General features: G+C 60.5%; 15 protein-coding genes. 14 read left to right on the plus strand and 1 reads right to left on the minus strand.

Annotated features, from left to right (window positions below):
- Nucleotide 1: 1 nt before the first annotated feature.
- The 11 genes from DW195_RS01700 (at nt 2) to DW195_RS01750 (ending at nt 8,666) form a co-directional block, all read left to right on the plus strand.
- Nucleotides 2–499, plus strand: a complete 498-nt coding sequence (locus DW195_RS01700; RefSeq protein ID WP_117769616.1) for a YqeG family HAD IIIA-type phosphatase — start codon at nt 2–4, stop codon at nt 497–499.
- Nucleotides 500–507: 8 nt separating this feature from the next.
- On the plus strand, nt 508–1,041 hold the full coding sequence (locus tag DW195_RS01705) for a shikimate kinase (protein ID WP_118205622.1): 534 nt from the start codon (nt 508–510) through the stop codon (nt 1,039–1,041).
- On the plus strand, nt 1,038–2,147 hold the full coding sequence (locus DW195_RS01710; RefSeq protein ID WP_118205623.1) for a hypothetical protein: 1,110 nt from the start codon (nt 1,038–1,040) through the stop codon (nt 2,145–2,147). Before DW195_RS01705 ends, DW195_RS01710 begins: the two co-directional genes overlap by 4 nt.
- Before the next feature lie 132 nt (nt 2,148–2,279).
- A complete protein-coding gene (locus DW195_RS01715) occupies nt 2,280–3,410 on the plus strand; it encodes a Xaa-Pro peptidase family protein (RefSeq protein WP_118065367.1) in 1,131 nt (376 codons plus the stop codon).
- A gap of 159 nt (nt 3,411–3,569) precedes the next feature.
- Nucleotides 3,570–4,133, plus strand: a complete 564-nt coding sequence (efp, locus tag DW195_RS01720; protein WP_117806186.1) for an elongation factor P — start codon at nt 3,570–3,572, stop codon at nt 4,131–4,133.
- A gap of 24 nt (nt 4,134–4,157) precedes the next feature.
- Nucleotides 4,158–4,520 carry an Asp23/Gls24 family envelope stress response protein gene (locus DW195_RS01725; protein WP_006233982.1) on the plus strand — a complete coding sequence of 121 codons (363 nt, stop codon included), beginning with the start codon at nt 4,158–4,160 and terminating at the stop codon, nt 4,518–4,520.
- Between the two features lie 3 nt (nt 4,521–4,523).
- Nucleotides 4,524–5,111: a transcription antitermination factor NusB gene (nusB, locus tag DW195_RS01730; protein WP_117806187.1), complete on the plus strand. Its 588-nt coding sequence runs from the start codon at nt 4,524–4,526 to the stop codon at nt 5,109–5,111.
- A 2-nt stretch (nt 5,112–5,113) separates the two neighbouring features.
- Complete coding sequence (locus DW195_RS01735; protein WP_006233978.1) at nt 5,114–5,353, plus strand: exodeoxyribonuclease VII small subunit; 240 nt, start codon at nt 5,114–5,116, stop codon at nt 5,351–5,353.
- Nucleotides 5,354–5,387: 34 nt separating this feature from the next.
- On the plus strand, nt 5,388–6,191 hold the full coding sequence (locus DW195_RS01740; RefSeq protein ID WP_233540790.1) for a TlyA family RNA methyltransferase: 804 nt from the start codon (nt 5,388–5,390) through the stop codon (nt 6,189–6,191).
- On the plus strand, nt 6,188–7,048 hold the full coding sequence (locus tag DW195_RS01745) for an NAD(+)/NADH kinase (protein ID WP_118065371.1): 861 nt from the start codon (nt 6,188–6,190) through the stop codon (nt 7,046–7,048). Before DW195_RS01740 ends, DW195_RS01745 begins: the two co-directional genes overlap by 4 nt.
- Entirely contained in the window at nt 7,038–8,666 is a 1,629-nt protein-coding gene (locus DW195_RS01750) for a DNA repair protein RecN (RefSeq protein ID WP_118065373.1), read from the plus strand. Before DW195_RS01745 ends, DW195_RS01750 begins: the two co-directional genes overlap by 11 nt.
- Before the next feature lie 221 nt (nt 8,667–8,887).
- Here DW195_RS01750 and DW195_RS01755 read toward each other — a convergent pair whose 3' ends face one another.
- Complete coding sequence (locus DW195_RS01755; RefSeq protein ID WP_117637710.1) at nt 8,888–9,745, minus strand: MurR/RpiR family transcriptional regulator; 858 nt, start codon at nt 9,743–9,745, stop codon at nt 8,888–8,890.
- Between the two features lie 273 nt (nt 9,746–10,018).
- Here DW195_RS01755 and DW195_RS01760 point away from each other — a divergent pair, with 273 nt between their 5' ends.
- The 3 genes from DW195_RS01760 (at nt 10,019) to ptsP (ending at nt 14,652) form a co-directional block, all read left to right on the plus strand.
- Complete coding sequence (locus DW195_RS01760; RefSeq protein WP_118205624.1) at nt 10,019–12,022, plus strand: fructose-specific PTS transporter subunit EIIC; 2,004 nt, start codon at nt 10,019–10,021, stop codon at nt 12,020–12,022.
- A 529-nt stretch (nt 12,023–12,551) separates the two neighbouring features.
- Complete coding sequence (locus tag DW195_RS01765) at nt 12,552–12,815, plus strand: HPr family phosphocarrier protein (RefSeq protein WP_022094575.1); 264 nt, start codon at nt 12,552–12,554, stop codon at nt 12,813–12,815.
- A 133-nt stretch (nt 12,816–12,948) separates the two neighbouring features.
- Nucleotides 12,949–14,652, plus strand: coding sequence for a phosphoenolpyruvate--protein phosphotransferase (gene ptsP, locus DW195_RS01770; protein WP_118205625.1), 1,704 nt, complete (start codon nt 12,949–12,951; stop codon nt 14,650–14,652).
- Nucleotides 14,653–14,717 lie beyond the last annotated feature (65 nt).

Here is a 14,717-nt window from a genome sequence, read left to right on the forward strand (position 1 = left end):
CATGAGGATTTTTAGCCCCAAACGATACGTTGCCTCGGTCGATCGCATCGACCTTGATACCCTGTGGGCCGACGGCAAACGCGCCATTCTGCTCGATCGCGATAACACCTTGGTGCCGCGCGACACCGAGCAGGTTCCCGCCGCGGTTTCCGCTTGGCTCGACGCCGCCCGCGCCAAAGGCTTTAAGCTGTGCATGGTGTCCAACAACTGGCATCGCGACCAGGTCATGAGCTCTGCACGCGAGCTGGGACTCGAGGCCATCAGCCACGCCATGAAGCCGGCGCCGTTTGCCCTCAAGGCGGGTCTTAAGCGCCTCGGCGCCACGGCCGACGAGGCGGTGCTGATCGGTGATCAGCTCTACACGGACGTGTGGAGCGGCAACTTCGCCGGCGTCGATACCATCTTGGTAAAGCCGCAGGCGACGCAGGACCTGTGGTATACGCAGATCTTCCGTATCTTTGAGCGCCGGGCCCTGCGCGACCTTCCCTGCGAGGATTAGGTCTCGCTATGTCCCAGCACACCAAACACGGCTGCGACCATATCTTCTTTATCGGCTTTTTGGGCGCGGGCAAATCGACGCTCGCGCGCAACGTCGGCACTATGTTTAAGCGGCGTTTTATCGATACCGACCGCCTGGTCGTGCGCCGTTGCGGCAAGTCGGTAACCGAGATTTTTGAGACCGAGGGCGAGGATCGTTTTCGCGAGCTCGAGACCTCGGCGCTCCGTTCGCTCCAAAGCGAGCGCAGCCTGTTGGTTTCGTGCGGGGGCGGTATCGTCGAGACGCCGGTGAATATTGAGCTGATGCACGAAATGGGTACGTGCGTGTACCTCGAGGGCGACTTTGAGGATTCGATTCGCCAGATTCGTCGGTCCGACACGCGCCCCGATTTCCGCTCGCCCGAGCATGCCGCGCGCCTGTTTGAGCATCGCCGTCCGCTGTATCGCCAGGCTGCCGACCTTACCCTTGATATTCACAACAAGTCCTTCGAGGACGTTTCCTACCTTTGTGCCGAGATGCTTTTGGAGCGTGGACTGCTATGATTCGCCGTCAACTGATCAATTTCCAAAACCGCAGTGTCGATGTTCGCGTCGGCTTTAACGCTTTTAGTGAGTTGTCGCGTATGTTTGCCTCGGCCGTGGGCAAGCCCAAGCGTGCGATGGTTGTCTGGAACAGTGCTGTTTCCGACCGCTTTGGCGAGATCGTTGAGCACGCTCTGGTCGATGCCGGCTTTGCCGTGTCGCCGCTCGTCCTCGAGGTTTCGCCTGCCGGTGCTACGCTGACCGATGCCGATGCTATCTTTGGCGCCCTGTCTGCCAACGGCGTTACCTGCGACGATCTGGTTGTCGCCGTTGGCGATGCCGCAACCTGCTCGGTTGTTAGCTGGTGCGCCAACCAGTGGTGCGGCCGAACTGAGTGCGCGCTGTTGCCGACGACCTTCGACGCCATGCTCACGGTCGCGACGACCATGAAGTCGCTCGTCGCCTCGTCGGCCAATGCGCTTCCCGCTATCGCGTTCCGTCCCGAACCGGGCTTGGTCGTGTGTGACCTCGACCTTGTTCGCGAAGCGGACCCCGAGGACCTCAAGCTCGGCTATGCGGTACTTGTCGGCACCATGCTTTCGAGCAGCAAGTCGCGCTGGAATCAGTTTATTGAGACTGTCCCCGAGATTCTTGCTGGTGAGGAGGTCGCGCTCGTCAATGCCGTCCAATGGTCTCAGACTGCCCGCAAGGACGTGCTGACGGCCACGAACCCGAGCGCCCGCCATGCGCTCGATTTTGGCAAGACGGGGGAGCGTACCCTGCGCGCTTGCTTGGGCGATGCCGCTTCGCAGGTCCCTGCCTACCAGCTGTTGTCCGAGGGCATGCGCTTTGAGGCGCGCCTAGCACATGATGCCTGCGACTTCGATATCGATTACGTCTTTGAGGTCGATGACTGCCTGGAGGACTTTGGTATCGAGGAGCTTGCCTTCGATCTGGAGCCTGCCGCATATATCGAGGAGTTCCGCAGGCAGCAGTTTGTCCGTTCGAACCGCAGTATGTTGCCGCTGCCCGCGGCACTCGGCGCCATTCGTCTCACGAGCGTTGAGGACGAGGTTCTTGAGCGCCATGCTCACGCCTACTTGGCTTCTCGCAAAGAACTTCTCTAAGATTTATTGACATCCATTGTCTTTCGTATCATGTTGAGGGGCGGGTTTTCAGTCGGTTGCGGATCGCATGCGATTCTGTCGTTCGGTTGAGACCCGTCCCGTCTTTATAGAGGCAACAAGAAAGGAATCTGCATGTCTGAGTTTGCTGCCGGTCCTGCCGGTCGTATCGAGCGTGTCCGTGCCCTGATGGTCGAGCGCGGCTACGATGCCATCGTGGTGCGCGACGAGGCCAACCTTCGTTGGCTCACGGGCGTGAAGGGCGTCTTCGATTACACCTTCGAGTTCCCGCACGCGGCGTTTATTACGGCTGACCAGTGCCTGTTCCATACCGACTCGCGCTACCTCAACAGCTTTGAGGAGAACACGCCCGCCGGCAGCCCTTGGGTCTACGACATGGACGAGGGTACCATCCCCGGTTGGGTCGCCGGCAAGATCGCGGCCAACAAGTGCCGCGTCTGCGCTGTCGAGGACGACATGCAGATCAACTTCTACCAGGGCATTCAGCGTGGTCTGGAGGATCGTTCCGTCGCCTGCATGCTGCCGCTGATGCATGACGACATTCGCAAGATGCGCGCCATCAAGGACGCCGAGGAGATCGAGCTCATGCGCCATGCGCAGTCGATCACCGATGCCGCCTTCCAGCATATGCTCGGCTTTATTAAGCCCGGCATGACCGAGAAGCAGGTTCGCAACGAGCTCGAGAACTTTATGTTCGCCAACGGCGCCGATAGCCTTGCCTTCGGCTCCATCGTGGCGAGTGGTCCCAACACCGCCAACCCGCATGCCGTGCCGAGCGACCGCGTGATCGAGAAGGGCGATTTCGTTCTTATGGATTACGGCGCGGGCTACTGTGATTACCGCTCCGACATGACACGCACCGTCGTGATGGGCGAGCCTACCCAGGAGCAGCTCGACCTGTACGCGCTCGTGCGCCGTACACACGAGGAGTGCGTCGCCGCCATCCATCCGGGCGTGGAGGGCAACGACATTTTCAAGCTTTCCAAGAAGATCATCGGCGATGCCGGCTATGGCGATTACTACAACCATGGTCTGGGTCACGGCGTGGGCATCGACATCCATGAGCTGCCCAACTTCAACCGCAGCAAGAACACCATCGAGGTCGGCTCGGTTATCACCATGGAGCCTGGCGTGTATCTGCCCGGCGTGGGCGGCGTGCGCCTGGAGGACTACGGCGTGGTCACCGAGAACGGCTATGAGCCCTTCACCAAGACCCCGCACGACCTGCACATTATCGATTGCTAGCTCATTTCGATAGATTTTTGGGGCGGGGTGTCCGGAGCAATTCGGGCGCCCCGCGTTCTCTTTTTATGCGCTCGCTGCAGGCGCCGTCTGCAAGTGTATAATTTCGGTCGTATGTAAATTGGACGCTTGTGCGTTCTGCCCATAACAAGAAAGGTCGCTATGCCTACCATTTCTACCGCCGACTTCAAGAACGGCCTCGGTCTCCGCATTAAGGACAAGGTCTACACCATTGTCGAGTTCCAGCATGTCAAGCCGGGCAAGGGCGGCGCGTTTGTGCGCTACAAGACCCGCGACATCAAGAGCGGCCGCGTCGTCGAGAACACCTGCAACGCCGGCACCAAGTTCGAGAGCGTCATGCTCACCACCCGTGAGTTCCAGTACCTCTACAACGATGGCGCCGACTACATCTTCATGGACAATGAGACCTATGAGCAGGTTCCTGTTCCCGAGGACATGGTGGGCGAGAACTCCAAGTGGCTGCGCGAGAACGACATTTGCCAGCTGCTCTTCGCCGACGATGAGCTCATGGGCGTGACCCCGCCGATGTTCATCGAGACCACCATCGTCCAGACCGACCCGGGCTTTAAGGGCGACACCGTCCAGGGCTCCACCAAGCCGGCCACGATCGACACCGGCGCTGTCATCCAGGTCCCCATGTACCTCAACGAGGGCGAGGTCATCAAGGTTGACACCCGCGACGGCAAGTTCGTCTCCCGCGTCTAGCAACCAACTCTTCTAGGAGGACTCATGCCCCAGGAAATCAAGATTGACGGCATCGGCATTTCGCCCGATGTTCTGACCGCCATCGTCTCGCGCGCCGTGTCCGATGTCGAGGGCATCGCCTCCGTTGGCGTCAAGGACCTTGCCACCAACCTTGTCTCCATGATGCTCTCGTCTAAGGCCCCGGCTTCCGAGCCGGCGGTCGAAGCCGAGGTCGTCGGCGACAAGCTCGCACTCACCGTGCGTGTCGTGGTGTTCTTTGGCTATCCGTTCAAGAAACTCGCCGAGGCCGTTCGCGCCGCTGTAGTCGCCGCCATCGATGCCCAGGTGGGTGTCGAGGTCGAGCGCGTTGACGTTTGCATCGACGGCCTCGTTTTCCCCAAGGAGTAACCTTTGAGCCTTAAGGTTTATCGCGGGCGCACGCTTGCCCGCAGTCAGGCGCTGCAGCTGCTGTTCCAGGCCGAGGCCACGGACAGCCCGCTCGAGCGCGTCCTCGAGGGCGATTTCCTGATCTCGAAGGGCCCCCTCGACCCCTATGCTCTGGAGCTGTGCCGCGGTGCCTACGAGCATATCGATCGCATCGACTGTGCCCTGCGCGCCGTCGCCAAGAACTGGGATCTTATGCGCATGCCCGGCGCCGACCGCAATCTGCTGCGTATCGCCGTCTACGAGATGCGCTTCCTCACCGACGAAGAGGTCTCGGACGCTATCGTGATCAACGAGGCCGTCGAACTTGCCAAGGCCTATGGCACCGACCAGTCCGCCTCGTTTGTCAACGGCGTGCTGGGCAAGATCGCTCGCAGCGAGGAGCTGCCGGGCGAGGACCTGTACCAGGAACTGCTGGCCGAGGATCGCGCTCGCGAGGAGGCCCAGGCTGCTGAGGCTGCCGCCAAGGTCGCTGCCGCTCAGGCTACCGCCGGTGTACTTGCCGAGGATGTGGACGCTGCTGAGGCCGTCGAGGCCGACTCCGTCGAGGAGTAGCCATGCCAGAGGGTTCTGTCCGCAACTTTGACGAGATCTCGGACCGTCTGGACCAGATCATTGCTACCGTTCGCTCCAAGGATACGTCCTTGGAGCGTTCACTCGATCTGTTTGACGAAGCGATTGAGCTGGGCTCCCGCGCGGTCGATATGGTCGACAAGTTTGAGCTGACGCCGCGTGAGGCCGATAAGCTCGAGCAGGAATACGATGAGGATGCGGCAAACGAATCCCAGGATAGCTAGCCGCATCTCCGGATACGAATGGTTGATGGCATTCATGAAACGCGTGCGTCTTGATGACGAACTGATTTCACAGGGCATCTGCGCCGATCGCGCGGATGCCCTTCGCACTCTTATGGCCGGCTTGGTTTCGAGCGGCGGTGAGCGTTTGGCCTCTCCGGGGCTCAAGGTGACGCCGGGCCTGCCGCTACACGTTAAGGGGCGCATTCCGTACGTTGGGCGCGGCGGCCTTAAGCTTGAGGGTGCGCTCGATGCGTTTTGTATCGACCCCACGGGCCTTGCCTGCCTGGACGTAGGCTGCTCTACCGGCGGCTTTACCGATTGCCTGCTCAAGCGCGGAGCTGCGACCGTTGTCTCGGTGGACGTGGGTCGCGCACAGTTCGATTGGTCGTTGCGTCAGGACGATCGCGTGACGCTGCATGAGCGCACCAACGTGACGCAGTTGCCTGAGCTTGGCTATGCCGGCGCCATCGACCTGGCTGTTTGTGATGTCTCGTTTACCGGCATCGCGAATATCATCGACGCCGTGCTGGCGTGTCTGAATCCTTCGGGTTCGTTCTGCACGCTCGTAAAGCCCCAGTTTGAGGCGCCGGCTGCGCTGGTGGGCGAGGGCGGTATCGTGACCGACCTCGCCGTCCGCCGCGATACGCTCGTGGCGGCGATTGAGCTTTTTGCCGCCAAGGGCCTGTTCCCGCTTGACGTGTGCGTGTCGCCCATCCATGGCGCTAAGGGCAACGTTGAGTTTTTCCTGTACGGCACAAGGTTTGCCCCTGGCGAACGCACCGACGATGAGCTGCAATCCCAGGTATCGGTTTTGAGCGAGAAAGCTGCAACGCTATGAAAGTCTTTCTGGTTCCCAATTACTACAAGCAAGAGGCGGTCGAGAGCGGCCTGATGCTCGAGCTTTGGCTTTCGCGCCAGGGCTACGAGGTCGCATGGGCTGCCGATCAGCGCTCCAAGATCCAAAGCGCGCCCGATGTTGACGATGCCGACCTGGTCATTACGCTCGGCGGCGACGGAACGCTGCTGCGCGCGGCTCGTATCCTCAACTACCGCGAGATTCCCATTTTGGGTCTTTCCTATGGTCATCTGGGCTTTTTGACGGCAGCGAGCCCCGAGGAGCGCGACATTTTAAAGGTTGTGAGCGATGCTCTGTCCGGCGAGCTCCACGTGAGCCGCCGCGCCACCATCGCCGCCGATATCGTTTCGGTGCGCGAAGACGGCACGAAGGATGTCGTGCGCACGTTTGCCCTCAACGACATGGCACTTACGCGCGGCCCCCTTTCCGATATGGTTGAGTTTGACATTACGGTGTCCGGCCATCATATCGATCGCCTGCGCGGTGACGGTGTCGTCGTGTCGACGGCGACTGGCTCTACCGGCTATGCGCTGAGCGCCGGCGGCCCTATCGTGAGCCCCGATTATACGGGCATGGTTTGCGTGCCCATCGCGCCGCACACCATTCAGGCTCGCGCTTTCTTGACATCGCCAAGCGATGTCGTTGAGATCTTTATGTCCGACGACCGCCCGAGTGTGCCTGCCATCGCTATCGACGGACAGTTTATTACCTGCGACGGCACGGTCGAGAGCGTGGCTGTGCGTCGCGGTCCCGGCGATGTGCTGCTGCTGGATTACGGTCCCGAGAGCTTCTATAACTCGGTGAGTCGCGTGTTCTATGGAGTGCGTCATGATCGATGAGCTGCAGGTTTCCAACATTGCACTCATTCGCGAGGCGACGTTGGTTCCGAGTGCGGGTCTAACGGTTCTGACCGGCGAGACCGGTGCTGGTAAGACCGCACTGCTCTCGGCACTCAAGCTCATTTTGGGCGAGCGCGCCGATTCGTCGACGGTTCGCGAGGGCGAGGCGCTTGCCAGCGTCGAGGCGCGTCTGTTTGACGGTCCGCACGACACGGAGGGCTTCACCGTGCAGCGCAGCCTTTCTGCCGAGGGCCGCAGCCGCGTAAAAATTGACGGCCGTATCGCCAGCGTGCGCGAGCTTTCGGAGCGCGTTGGCGTGATGATGGATCTTTGCGGCCAGCATGAACATCAGCGCCTGCTCGACCCGGCGCACCATGTTGCCATGGTCGATGCTTGGGCTGGGCGCGCGGCGCTTGAGGCGCTCGAGAAGTATCGTGCCTGCTTTAAGGCTTCGCGTGCTGCCGCCAAGGAGCTTCGCCGTGTGGAGGAAGCCTCACGTGCGCAGGGGAGTCGCGTCGAGGAAGCGCGTTTTGCCCTCGAGCGTATCGCCGAGGTCGACCCCAAGCCAGGCGAGTACGAGGAACTCGAGGAGCTGCTGCCGCGCTCGGAGCACGCTGAGGTCTTGGTGGCGACGGCCAACGAGGCCCATGCATCGCTTGCTGCCGAGGGGGGAGCGCTCGATGCCGTGAATGGCGCCGTGGCCGAGCTTTCACGCATGACGACCGTTGACCGCAAGCTCGGTGACATTGCCGATGCGCTTTCGGATGCCTGCATCTCGCTTGAGGATTGCGCCAACGAGCTGCGTGCCTATCGCGATGGCGTTGCGTTTGACCCTCGTGAGCTCGCTCGCATGCGCGAGCGGTATTCCGACCTCAAGGGCCTGCTGCGTCAGTGGGGTCCCACCATGGACGATGTCTTTGCCATGCGCGACCGCTCACGAGAGCTGCTGTCTCTAGTCGATGATGGTGATGAGCAGATCAAGAAGGCTCGCGAGGCACTCGGGTGCGCTGAACGCGATCTTTTTGCTGCTGCTAAGGCGCTTAAGCGCGCGCGGAACACCGCTGCCCCGCGCTTTTGTCACGAGGTTGGCCGTCAGATGGCGCGCCTGGAGATGGGCGGTGCCGAGCTGGTCTGGGAGTCGCGCGATCTTCCGCGTGCCGAATGGACGCCGGCGGGCCCTTCAAGCTACGAGCTGCTATATCGCAGCGGCGCTGGCTTGACACCTCGTCCCTTGCGCCGCATTGCGTCGGGCGGCGAGCTCAGCCGCGTCATGCTGGCAAGCAAGGTTGTCCTCGGTAACGCGGACGGTGTTGATACGTTGGTGTTTGACGAGGTCGATGCTGGTGTCGGTGGCTCCACGGCGCGTGCACTTGCGGGCGTGCTGACAGATCTCGCCGCTACGCATCAGGTGATTGTCGTAACCCACTTGGCGCAGGTCGCCGTCATGGCCGACAAGCATTACGTGGTCAGTAAAGAGCCCGGCGACTTTCCCCAAACGCATCTGGACGAGGTGACCGGCGATGCCCGTACCGCAGAGATCGCCCGTATGCTGAGCGGCGATCAATCGGAGGCAAGCCTAGCGCACGCCAGGCAGATGCTGGAAGAAGCGCGTGCTTAGGCCGTGCCGCCACATGCATGTCCGACCTGTCCGCCACGAAACCGGCCCATCTACTACGTTTAATAGGCCATCGGGAACCATGTCAAGAATTGCAAAAAGAAAACCGCAGGTAGAGCGCCTGCGGTTTTCTCTATTTTCGGTATGTGGTTGGGCCATACGGATAAAACGTAGTAGATAGGCCGGTTTCGTGGCGAGTGGCGTTTATCGGCTCCCTAAAATGTCTACTCTACGACCTTATCCGGCTGGATGAGCTCTTCGTAGTAGCTGATGTGCTCGCGCGCGTCCTCGATTTCGGGCAGCAGGAAGTTGTAGATGACCTCTATGATCATCGTGGCGCTCATCTTGGAGAACGCGAAGTCGCCCGTTGTCAGCAGTGCCTCGTGATTGACGGTATTAAAGGTGTAGTCGGCTAGGCGCGCAAGTGGAGACTTGCTGTCGCTGCTGATGACGACTACAGTGGCGCCGCAATCGCGAGCTGCTTTTGCCATGCGGTTCAGTCGACGCGACTTGCCAGAGTTCGAGATCAACACGATAACATCACCAGGGCGCAACGTGAGCGCGAAACCAATCGAGGTCTCGCTGATGGTGCTTGCCATGCAGCGAAGGCCCAGCTGCGAAAACTTAAATGTCGCATCGAGCGCGACCGCGTTCGTATTGCCCACGGCGGCGAACTCAATAACGCCGGCATTCTTAAGCGCGTGCACAACTGCGGCCAACGTGTCGTGATCAATGCCGTCGATGGTCGCATTAAGCTCACTCACCTTGGCGGCGAGGATATTTTTAAGGCTCTGCTCCATGTTGTCGAGCGAGACCTCGTCGGTCAGGCCCTCGTTGCGCTGACTCTCCAAGTCGCGAGCCAACGAAAACTGAAAGCTGCGGAAGCTGCCAAAGCCCAGCTTGCGGCAGAAGCGCGAAACCGTCGCCTCGGACGTGGCAGCGGCTCGTGAGAGCTGGGCGGCCGTCAGGCGCGGCGCCTCGGACTGGTGCTCCAATATATAGTCGACAATGCGCTGCTCGGAATCGCTGTACCCTTTGTGTGTGCTAATAAGGGAGAGCGCGCTCTTGCTGCTATCGGTCATGGATGGCTCCTGGTTGGCATTGAAAATCGGACTCGTTTTTCAATGCCATAGTATACGTGCATTTTCAATTACAAGATACACCTTGCCGTTTCAAGTGTTGATGGTAAACTTTCACTTACCGTTTACGGTTATGAAAGAACCTTTCACCGGAGAATTGCGCCTTATCTCTTCTCACGCGGACGGTAGGTTGGTATCTTTCAAGTGTGGAAAAACGCGCATTGAAGCGCGTTTAGGGGAGCGCCTGCGGGCGCAGTACTCAAGAAGGAGGGACACATGGCTAAGTTTGACATCATCGCCGCGACCGGTTGCCCGACCGGCATTGCGCACACCTTCATGGCGAAGGAGGCGCTGGAGAAGGCAGCTGCCGAGCGAGGTCTGACCATTAAGGTCGAGACTCATGGCCAGGTCGGTGTCGAGAACGAGCTCACCAAGAGCGAGATCGCCGGTGCCAAGGCCGTCGTCGTCGCAGCCGATAAGGATGTCCAGGCTGAGCGTTTCGCCGGTAAGCCCATGGTTTCCGTCGGTGTTTCCAAGGCCCTGTCCGTCGAGGCCGCCGGAAAGCTGATCGACCGCGCGCTCGCCGCCAAGGGCGACGACACGGTTGCCGCTGGCGCCGATGTCGAGGACGAGGTCGAGGAGAAGGAGTCCATCGGTCACGTCATCTACAAGCACCTCATGAACGGCGTCAGCCACATGCTGGTCTTCGTCGTTGCCGGTGGTGTTCTGACCGCCATTTCGTTCCTGTGGGGCATCACGTCCTTTGATTCGACGGCTGCCGACTACAACAGCTTTGCCGCGATGCTCAAGATTATCGGCGGTATCGCCATGAACCTCATGGTTCCGGTGCTCTCCGCCTACATCGCCGAGTCTATCGGCAAGCGCCCGGCGCTCGTCCCCGGTTTCGTCGCCGGTATGATTGCCATCCAGGGTCTGCCCGTTAACGCCGATACTGGCATGATCGACGCTGGAGGCTCGGGTGTGGGCTTTGGCTTCCTGGGCGGCATCGTCGGCGGCTTCCTCGCTGGCTATGTCATCCTGCTGCTCGAGAAGGTTTTCTCTAAAATTCCCGCGAGCCTTAATGGCCTGAAGGCAATCTTCCTTTATCCGCTGTGCTCTACCGCCATCGTCGGCCTAGTCATGCTCGGTATTTCCGGCCCCATGGCTGCCATTAACCAGGGCATGATGGATTTCCTGCAGAGCCTCGGTAACTCCGGTCCGGTGATCCTTGGCCTGGCCATCGGCTGCATGTGCGCATTTGACATGGGCGGCCCGGTCAACAAGGCTGCTTACGCTACTGGCACCTTCCTGCTCGGTACCGCTCTCGAAGCTGGCGTCGGCACCGAGACCTACAACTTCGGCACCAACTTCATGGCTGCCGTCTCCGCCGCTTGCATCGTTCCGCCGCTGATCACCACCTTCGCCGTCGTTGTCGGCAAGAAGTACTTCAGCCAGGAGGATCATGACGCCGGTATCGTCAACCTTATCCTTGGTTGCACCCACATCACCGAGGGCGCCATTCCGTTCATGACCAAGAACATCTGGCCCGTCATGCCCATCATGATGGTCGGTTCTTCCATCGCTTCCATCTTGACCATCTTCTTCAACGTTCACGATCCGGCGCCTCACGGCGGCTTCCTGGTCCTGCCCGTTGTCGAGAACGGCCCGCAGTGGGTCCTCGCGATCCTCATCGGCGCCGTGGTCGGTGGCATCCTGTTCGTGGCCTTCAAGAAGTACGACTTCGAGAAGAATCAGAAGGCCGCTCCTGTAGCCAAGCCGGTTGAGGCTTCCAAGGCCGCTGCTGTCGAGGCTCCCAAGGCCGAGGCTGCCGACTTCGTGAAGGTCGAGAACGTCTTTGTCGCCGAGGACTTCGCTTCTCGTGACGAGGCCCTGAGCTTTGTCTCCAACCAGGCTGTCAAGGCCGGTATCGCCGGCGACGCCGACGCCGTGATGAACGCCTTCCTGGCCCGCGAGGCCGAGGGCACCACGGGCATGATGGAGGGCTTCGCCATCCCGCATGCCAAGTCCGACGCCATTACCGAGGCTGCCGTCATCGTCGTCAAGGACGAGTCCGGCGTGACCGGTTGGGACACCATGGACGGCGCTCCCGTCAACGTGGCCATCGCCCTGCTCATCCCGGGCGCTCAGGCTGGCACCACGCACCTCAAGATCCTGTCCAAGGTCGCCGAGGCGCTCATGGACGAGGACTTCCGTGCCACCGTCAAGGGTTCCACCGACGCCGCCGAGATCGCTAAGACGATCAACGCCCGCCTGGTCTAATCCAGCAGTCAGCGATTAATATCGCCCCCTGTAAAAGGGCGGAGACCCTCACCAGGGCCTCCGCCTTTTTCATCCCTACTCGGCACTTAGGGACGTTCCTTTTCTGCCGGCAGTTTGGGACAGTCCTCAGTCCACAAGAGGGTATAGATAGGCTCCATCAACTAGATCAACCAGGCGAACAAAAAAATAGCCAGAATTCCGTTCGCACGATATTGCTCTGGACCGACCGAGTTTCCGCAGCTTGCTCGCCCACAGGGGGCCGGGCGCGGGCTGTGAGATTTATCGCGAGTTCCGCACGAGCCGAAGAGCACTTAATGTGCTCTTCGTGCGAGCAGGACTGTAGAGCAGGAAATCTCACAGCCCGCGCCCGGCCCCCTGTGGGCGAGCAAGCGGACGACAAACACATCTGTCCAACAATTCGTGCGAAACACAATGAAAAACCGTTTGATGTGAGTTAATATAAACAACGTCGTGAATCTGACTCCTGCCACATGCATGACAGGGGTTAAACACAAAAAAGGAGTCAACTATGGTTTCTGAGAAGGCTACCCTCGTTAATCCTCAGGGTCTGCACATGCGTCCGGCTGGTCTGTTCGCCTCCACCATGGGCAAGTACGCCTGTGACGTGACGGTCGTCACCCCCGAGAAGGAGGTCAACGGCAAGTCCCCGATGGCCCTCATGGCTGCTGGTATCCCCTGCGGCACCGAGGTCGAGGTCAAGTGCGACGGCGCCGACGAGGCCGAGGCTCTGGCTGCTGCCATCGAGCTCATCAAGAGCGGTCTTGGCGAGTAGAACTCAAACGGGTCGCATGTTGAACAACTAAGTTCATATTTGGGGGCGCAGTGACCTGTCTTAAGGTAGCTGCGCTCTTTTGTCATGGATATGGCAAAACGCTTTATCACATGACACGGAGAGAGGAATGGGAATGTATCAGGGAGTCAACGCTTCCGAGGGCATCGGTATCGGCACCGTCATGGTCGCCGTCGATCCCGACTTGACGTTTGAGCCGCACGAGGTTGCTGATTCGGCAGCAGAGAAGGAGCGCTATCAGACCGCTCTTTCGGTCTTCTGCGAGAAGACCCAGGCTCAGGCCGACCACATGAAGGAGACGGTGGGCGAGGCCGAGGCCGAGATCATGAGCGGACACATTGTCCTGGCTCAGGATCCGGGCATGACCGACGCCATCAACGCCGCCATTGATGGCGGCACCTGCGCCGAGCAGGCGCTCATGGACACCTCGACCATGTTCGAGAACATGTTCCTGTCCATGGACGATGAGATGTTCCGTCTGCGCGCGGCCGACATCGCCGACATCCGCACCGGTATTCTGGCCGAGCTGCTGGGCAAGGAGGTCGTCGACCTTTCCGTCCTGCCCGAGAACACCGTCGTTGTCGTGCACGACCTCACGCCGTCCATGACCGCCACGATCGATAAGGCCCACGTTGCCGGTATCGTCACCGAGACTGGTGGCCGCACGTCGCACTCCGCAATCATTGCGCGCGCCCTCGAGATCCCGGCTGTCCTTTCGGTTTCCAACAGCTGCACCGCACTGCGCAACGGCATGACCGTTGTCGTCGACGGTGGCAAGGGTGTCGTCGAGGCCGATCCCGATGAGGAGACGCTCGCCGCTTACACTGCCAAGGCCGAGGCTTTCGCTGCCGAGAAGGCGGCTCTCGAGGCCTTCCGCGGCAAGCCGTCCGTGACTGCCGACGGCATCAAGAAGATTATTGCCTGCAACATCGGCAACCCCGATGACGTGCCCAACGCGCTCGATCACGATGCCGAGGCTATCGGCCTGTTCCGTTCCGAGTTCCTGTTCATGGATTCTGCTGAGCTTCCTTCCGAGGAGGAGCAGTTCAACGCCTACCGTAAGGTCGCCAGCGCGCTCAAGGGCGCTCCGGTCATCATCCGCACGCTCGATGTGGGTGGCGACAAGGAGATTCCGTACCTGCACATGGTCAAGGAAGAGAACCCCTTCATGGGCTTCCGCGCCGTGCGTTACTGCCTGGCCAACCCCGACCAGTACAAGGTCCAGCTCCGCGCCCTGCTGCGCGCCAGCGCCTTCGGTGACGTCAAGATTATGATCCCGCTCGTCACCTGCGTCGAGGAAGTCTTGGCTGTCAAGGAGCTCGTCGAGCAGTGCAAGACCGAGCTGACCGAAGAGGGTCGCAAGTTCAACGAGAACATCGAGGTCGGCATCATGGTCGAGACGCCTGCAGCCTCGCTGCTCGCTGACCGCCTGGCCGAGGTCGCCGACTTCTTCTCCATCGGCACCAACGACCTGATCGGCTACACCATGTGCGCCGACCGTGGCAACGACACCATCTCCAACTTGTACCAGGTTTACTATCCCGCCGTGCTCCGCTCGCTCAAGAACATCATCGAGAGCGGCGTGAAGGCCGGCATCATGGTCGGCATGTGCGGCGAGGCCGCTGCCGATCCGTTGCTCGAGCCGCTGCTGATCAGCTGGGGCCTGGAGGAGTTCTCGATGAGCGCTCCGTCGATCCTGCGCGCCCGCAAGACCATCAGCCAGTGGACCAAGGCCGAGTGTGACGAGCTCGCCGAGAAGGCGCTCGCCTGCAACACCGCCGCCGAGGTCAAGGCACTGCTCGAGTCCGCAGCTCGCTAATTTGGTATCAGAGGTAACCGCGTGGTTGGAATGGGCCGGCCACGCGGCCCTCACATATACAGGGG

It is taken from the genome of Collinsella sp. AM17-1, from assembly GCF_003470665.1.
In the GTDB taxonomy this organism is placed as follows: domain Bacteria; phylum Actinomycetota; class Coriobacteriia; order Coriobacteriales; family Coriobacteriaceae; genus Collinsella.

Excerpts from the sequence above, each read along its gene's own strand:
- DW195_RS01740 (WP_233540790.1), top strand. The coding sequence starts at position 5,388 with ATGAAACGCGTGCGTCTTGATGACGAACTGATTTCACAGGGCATCTGC.
- DW195_RS01760 (WP_118205624.1), top strand. The coding sequence starts at position 10,019 with ATGGCTAAGTTTGACATCATCGCCGCGACCGGTTGCCCGACCGGCATT.
- ptsP (WP_118205625.1), top strand. The coding sequence starts at position 12,949 with ATGTATCAGGGAGTCAACGCTTCCGAGGGCATCGGTATCGGCACCGTC.
- DW195_RS01715 (WP_118065367.1), top strand. The coding sequence starts at position 2,280 with ATGTCTGAGTTTGCTGCCGGTCCTGCCGGTCGTATCGAGCGTGTCCGT.
- DW195_RS01745 (WP_118065371.1), top strand. The coding sequence starts at position 6,188 with ATGAAAGTCTTTCTGGTTCCCAATTACTACAAGCAAGAGGCGGTCGAG.
- DW195_RS01705 (WP_118205622.1), top strand. The coding sequence starts at position 508 with ATGTCCCAGCACACCAAACACGGCTGCGACCATATCTTCTTTATCGGC.
- DW195_RS01725 (WP_006233982.1), top strand. The coding sequence starts at position 4,158 with ATGCCCCAGGAAATCAAGATTGACGGCATCGGCATTTCGCCCGATGTT.
- efp (WP_117806186.1), top strand. The coding sequence starts at position 3,570 with ATGCCTACCATTTCTACCGCCGACTTCAAGAACGGCCTCGGTCTCCGC.
- DW195_RS01710 (WP_118205623.1), top strand. The coding sequence starts at position 1,038 with ATGATTCGCCGTCAACTGATCAATTTCCAAAACCGCAGTGTCGATGTT.
- DW195_RS01700 (WP_117769616.1), top strand. The coding sequence starts at position 2 with ATGAGGATTTTTAGCCCCAAACGATACGTTGCCTCGGTCGATCGCATC.
- DW195_RS01755 (WP_117637710.1), bottom strand. The coding sequence starts at position 9,745 with ATGACCGATAGCAGCAAGAGCGCGCTCTCCCTTATTAGCACACACAAA.
- DW195_RS01750 (WP_118065373.1), top strand. The coding sequence starts at position 7,038 with ATGATCGATGAGCTGCAGGTTTCCAACATTGCACTCATTCGCGAGGCG.
- DW195_RS01765 (WP_022094575.1), top strand. The coding sequence starts at position 12,552 with ATGGTTTCTGAGAAGGCTACCCTCGTTAATCCTCAGGGTCTGCACATG.
- DW195_RS01735 (WP_006233978.1), top strand. The coding sequence starts at position 5,114 with ATGCCAGAGGGTTCTGTCCGCAACTTTGACGAGATCTCGGACCGTCTG.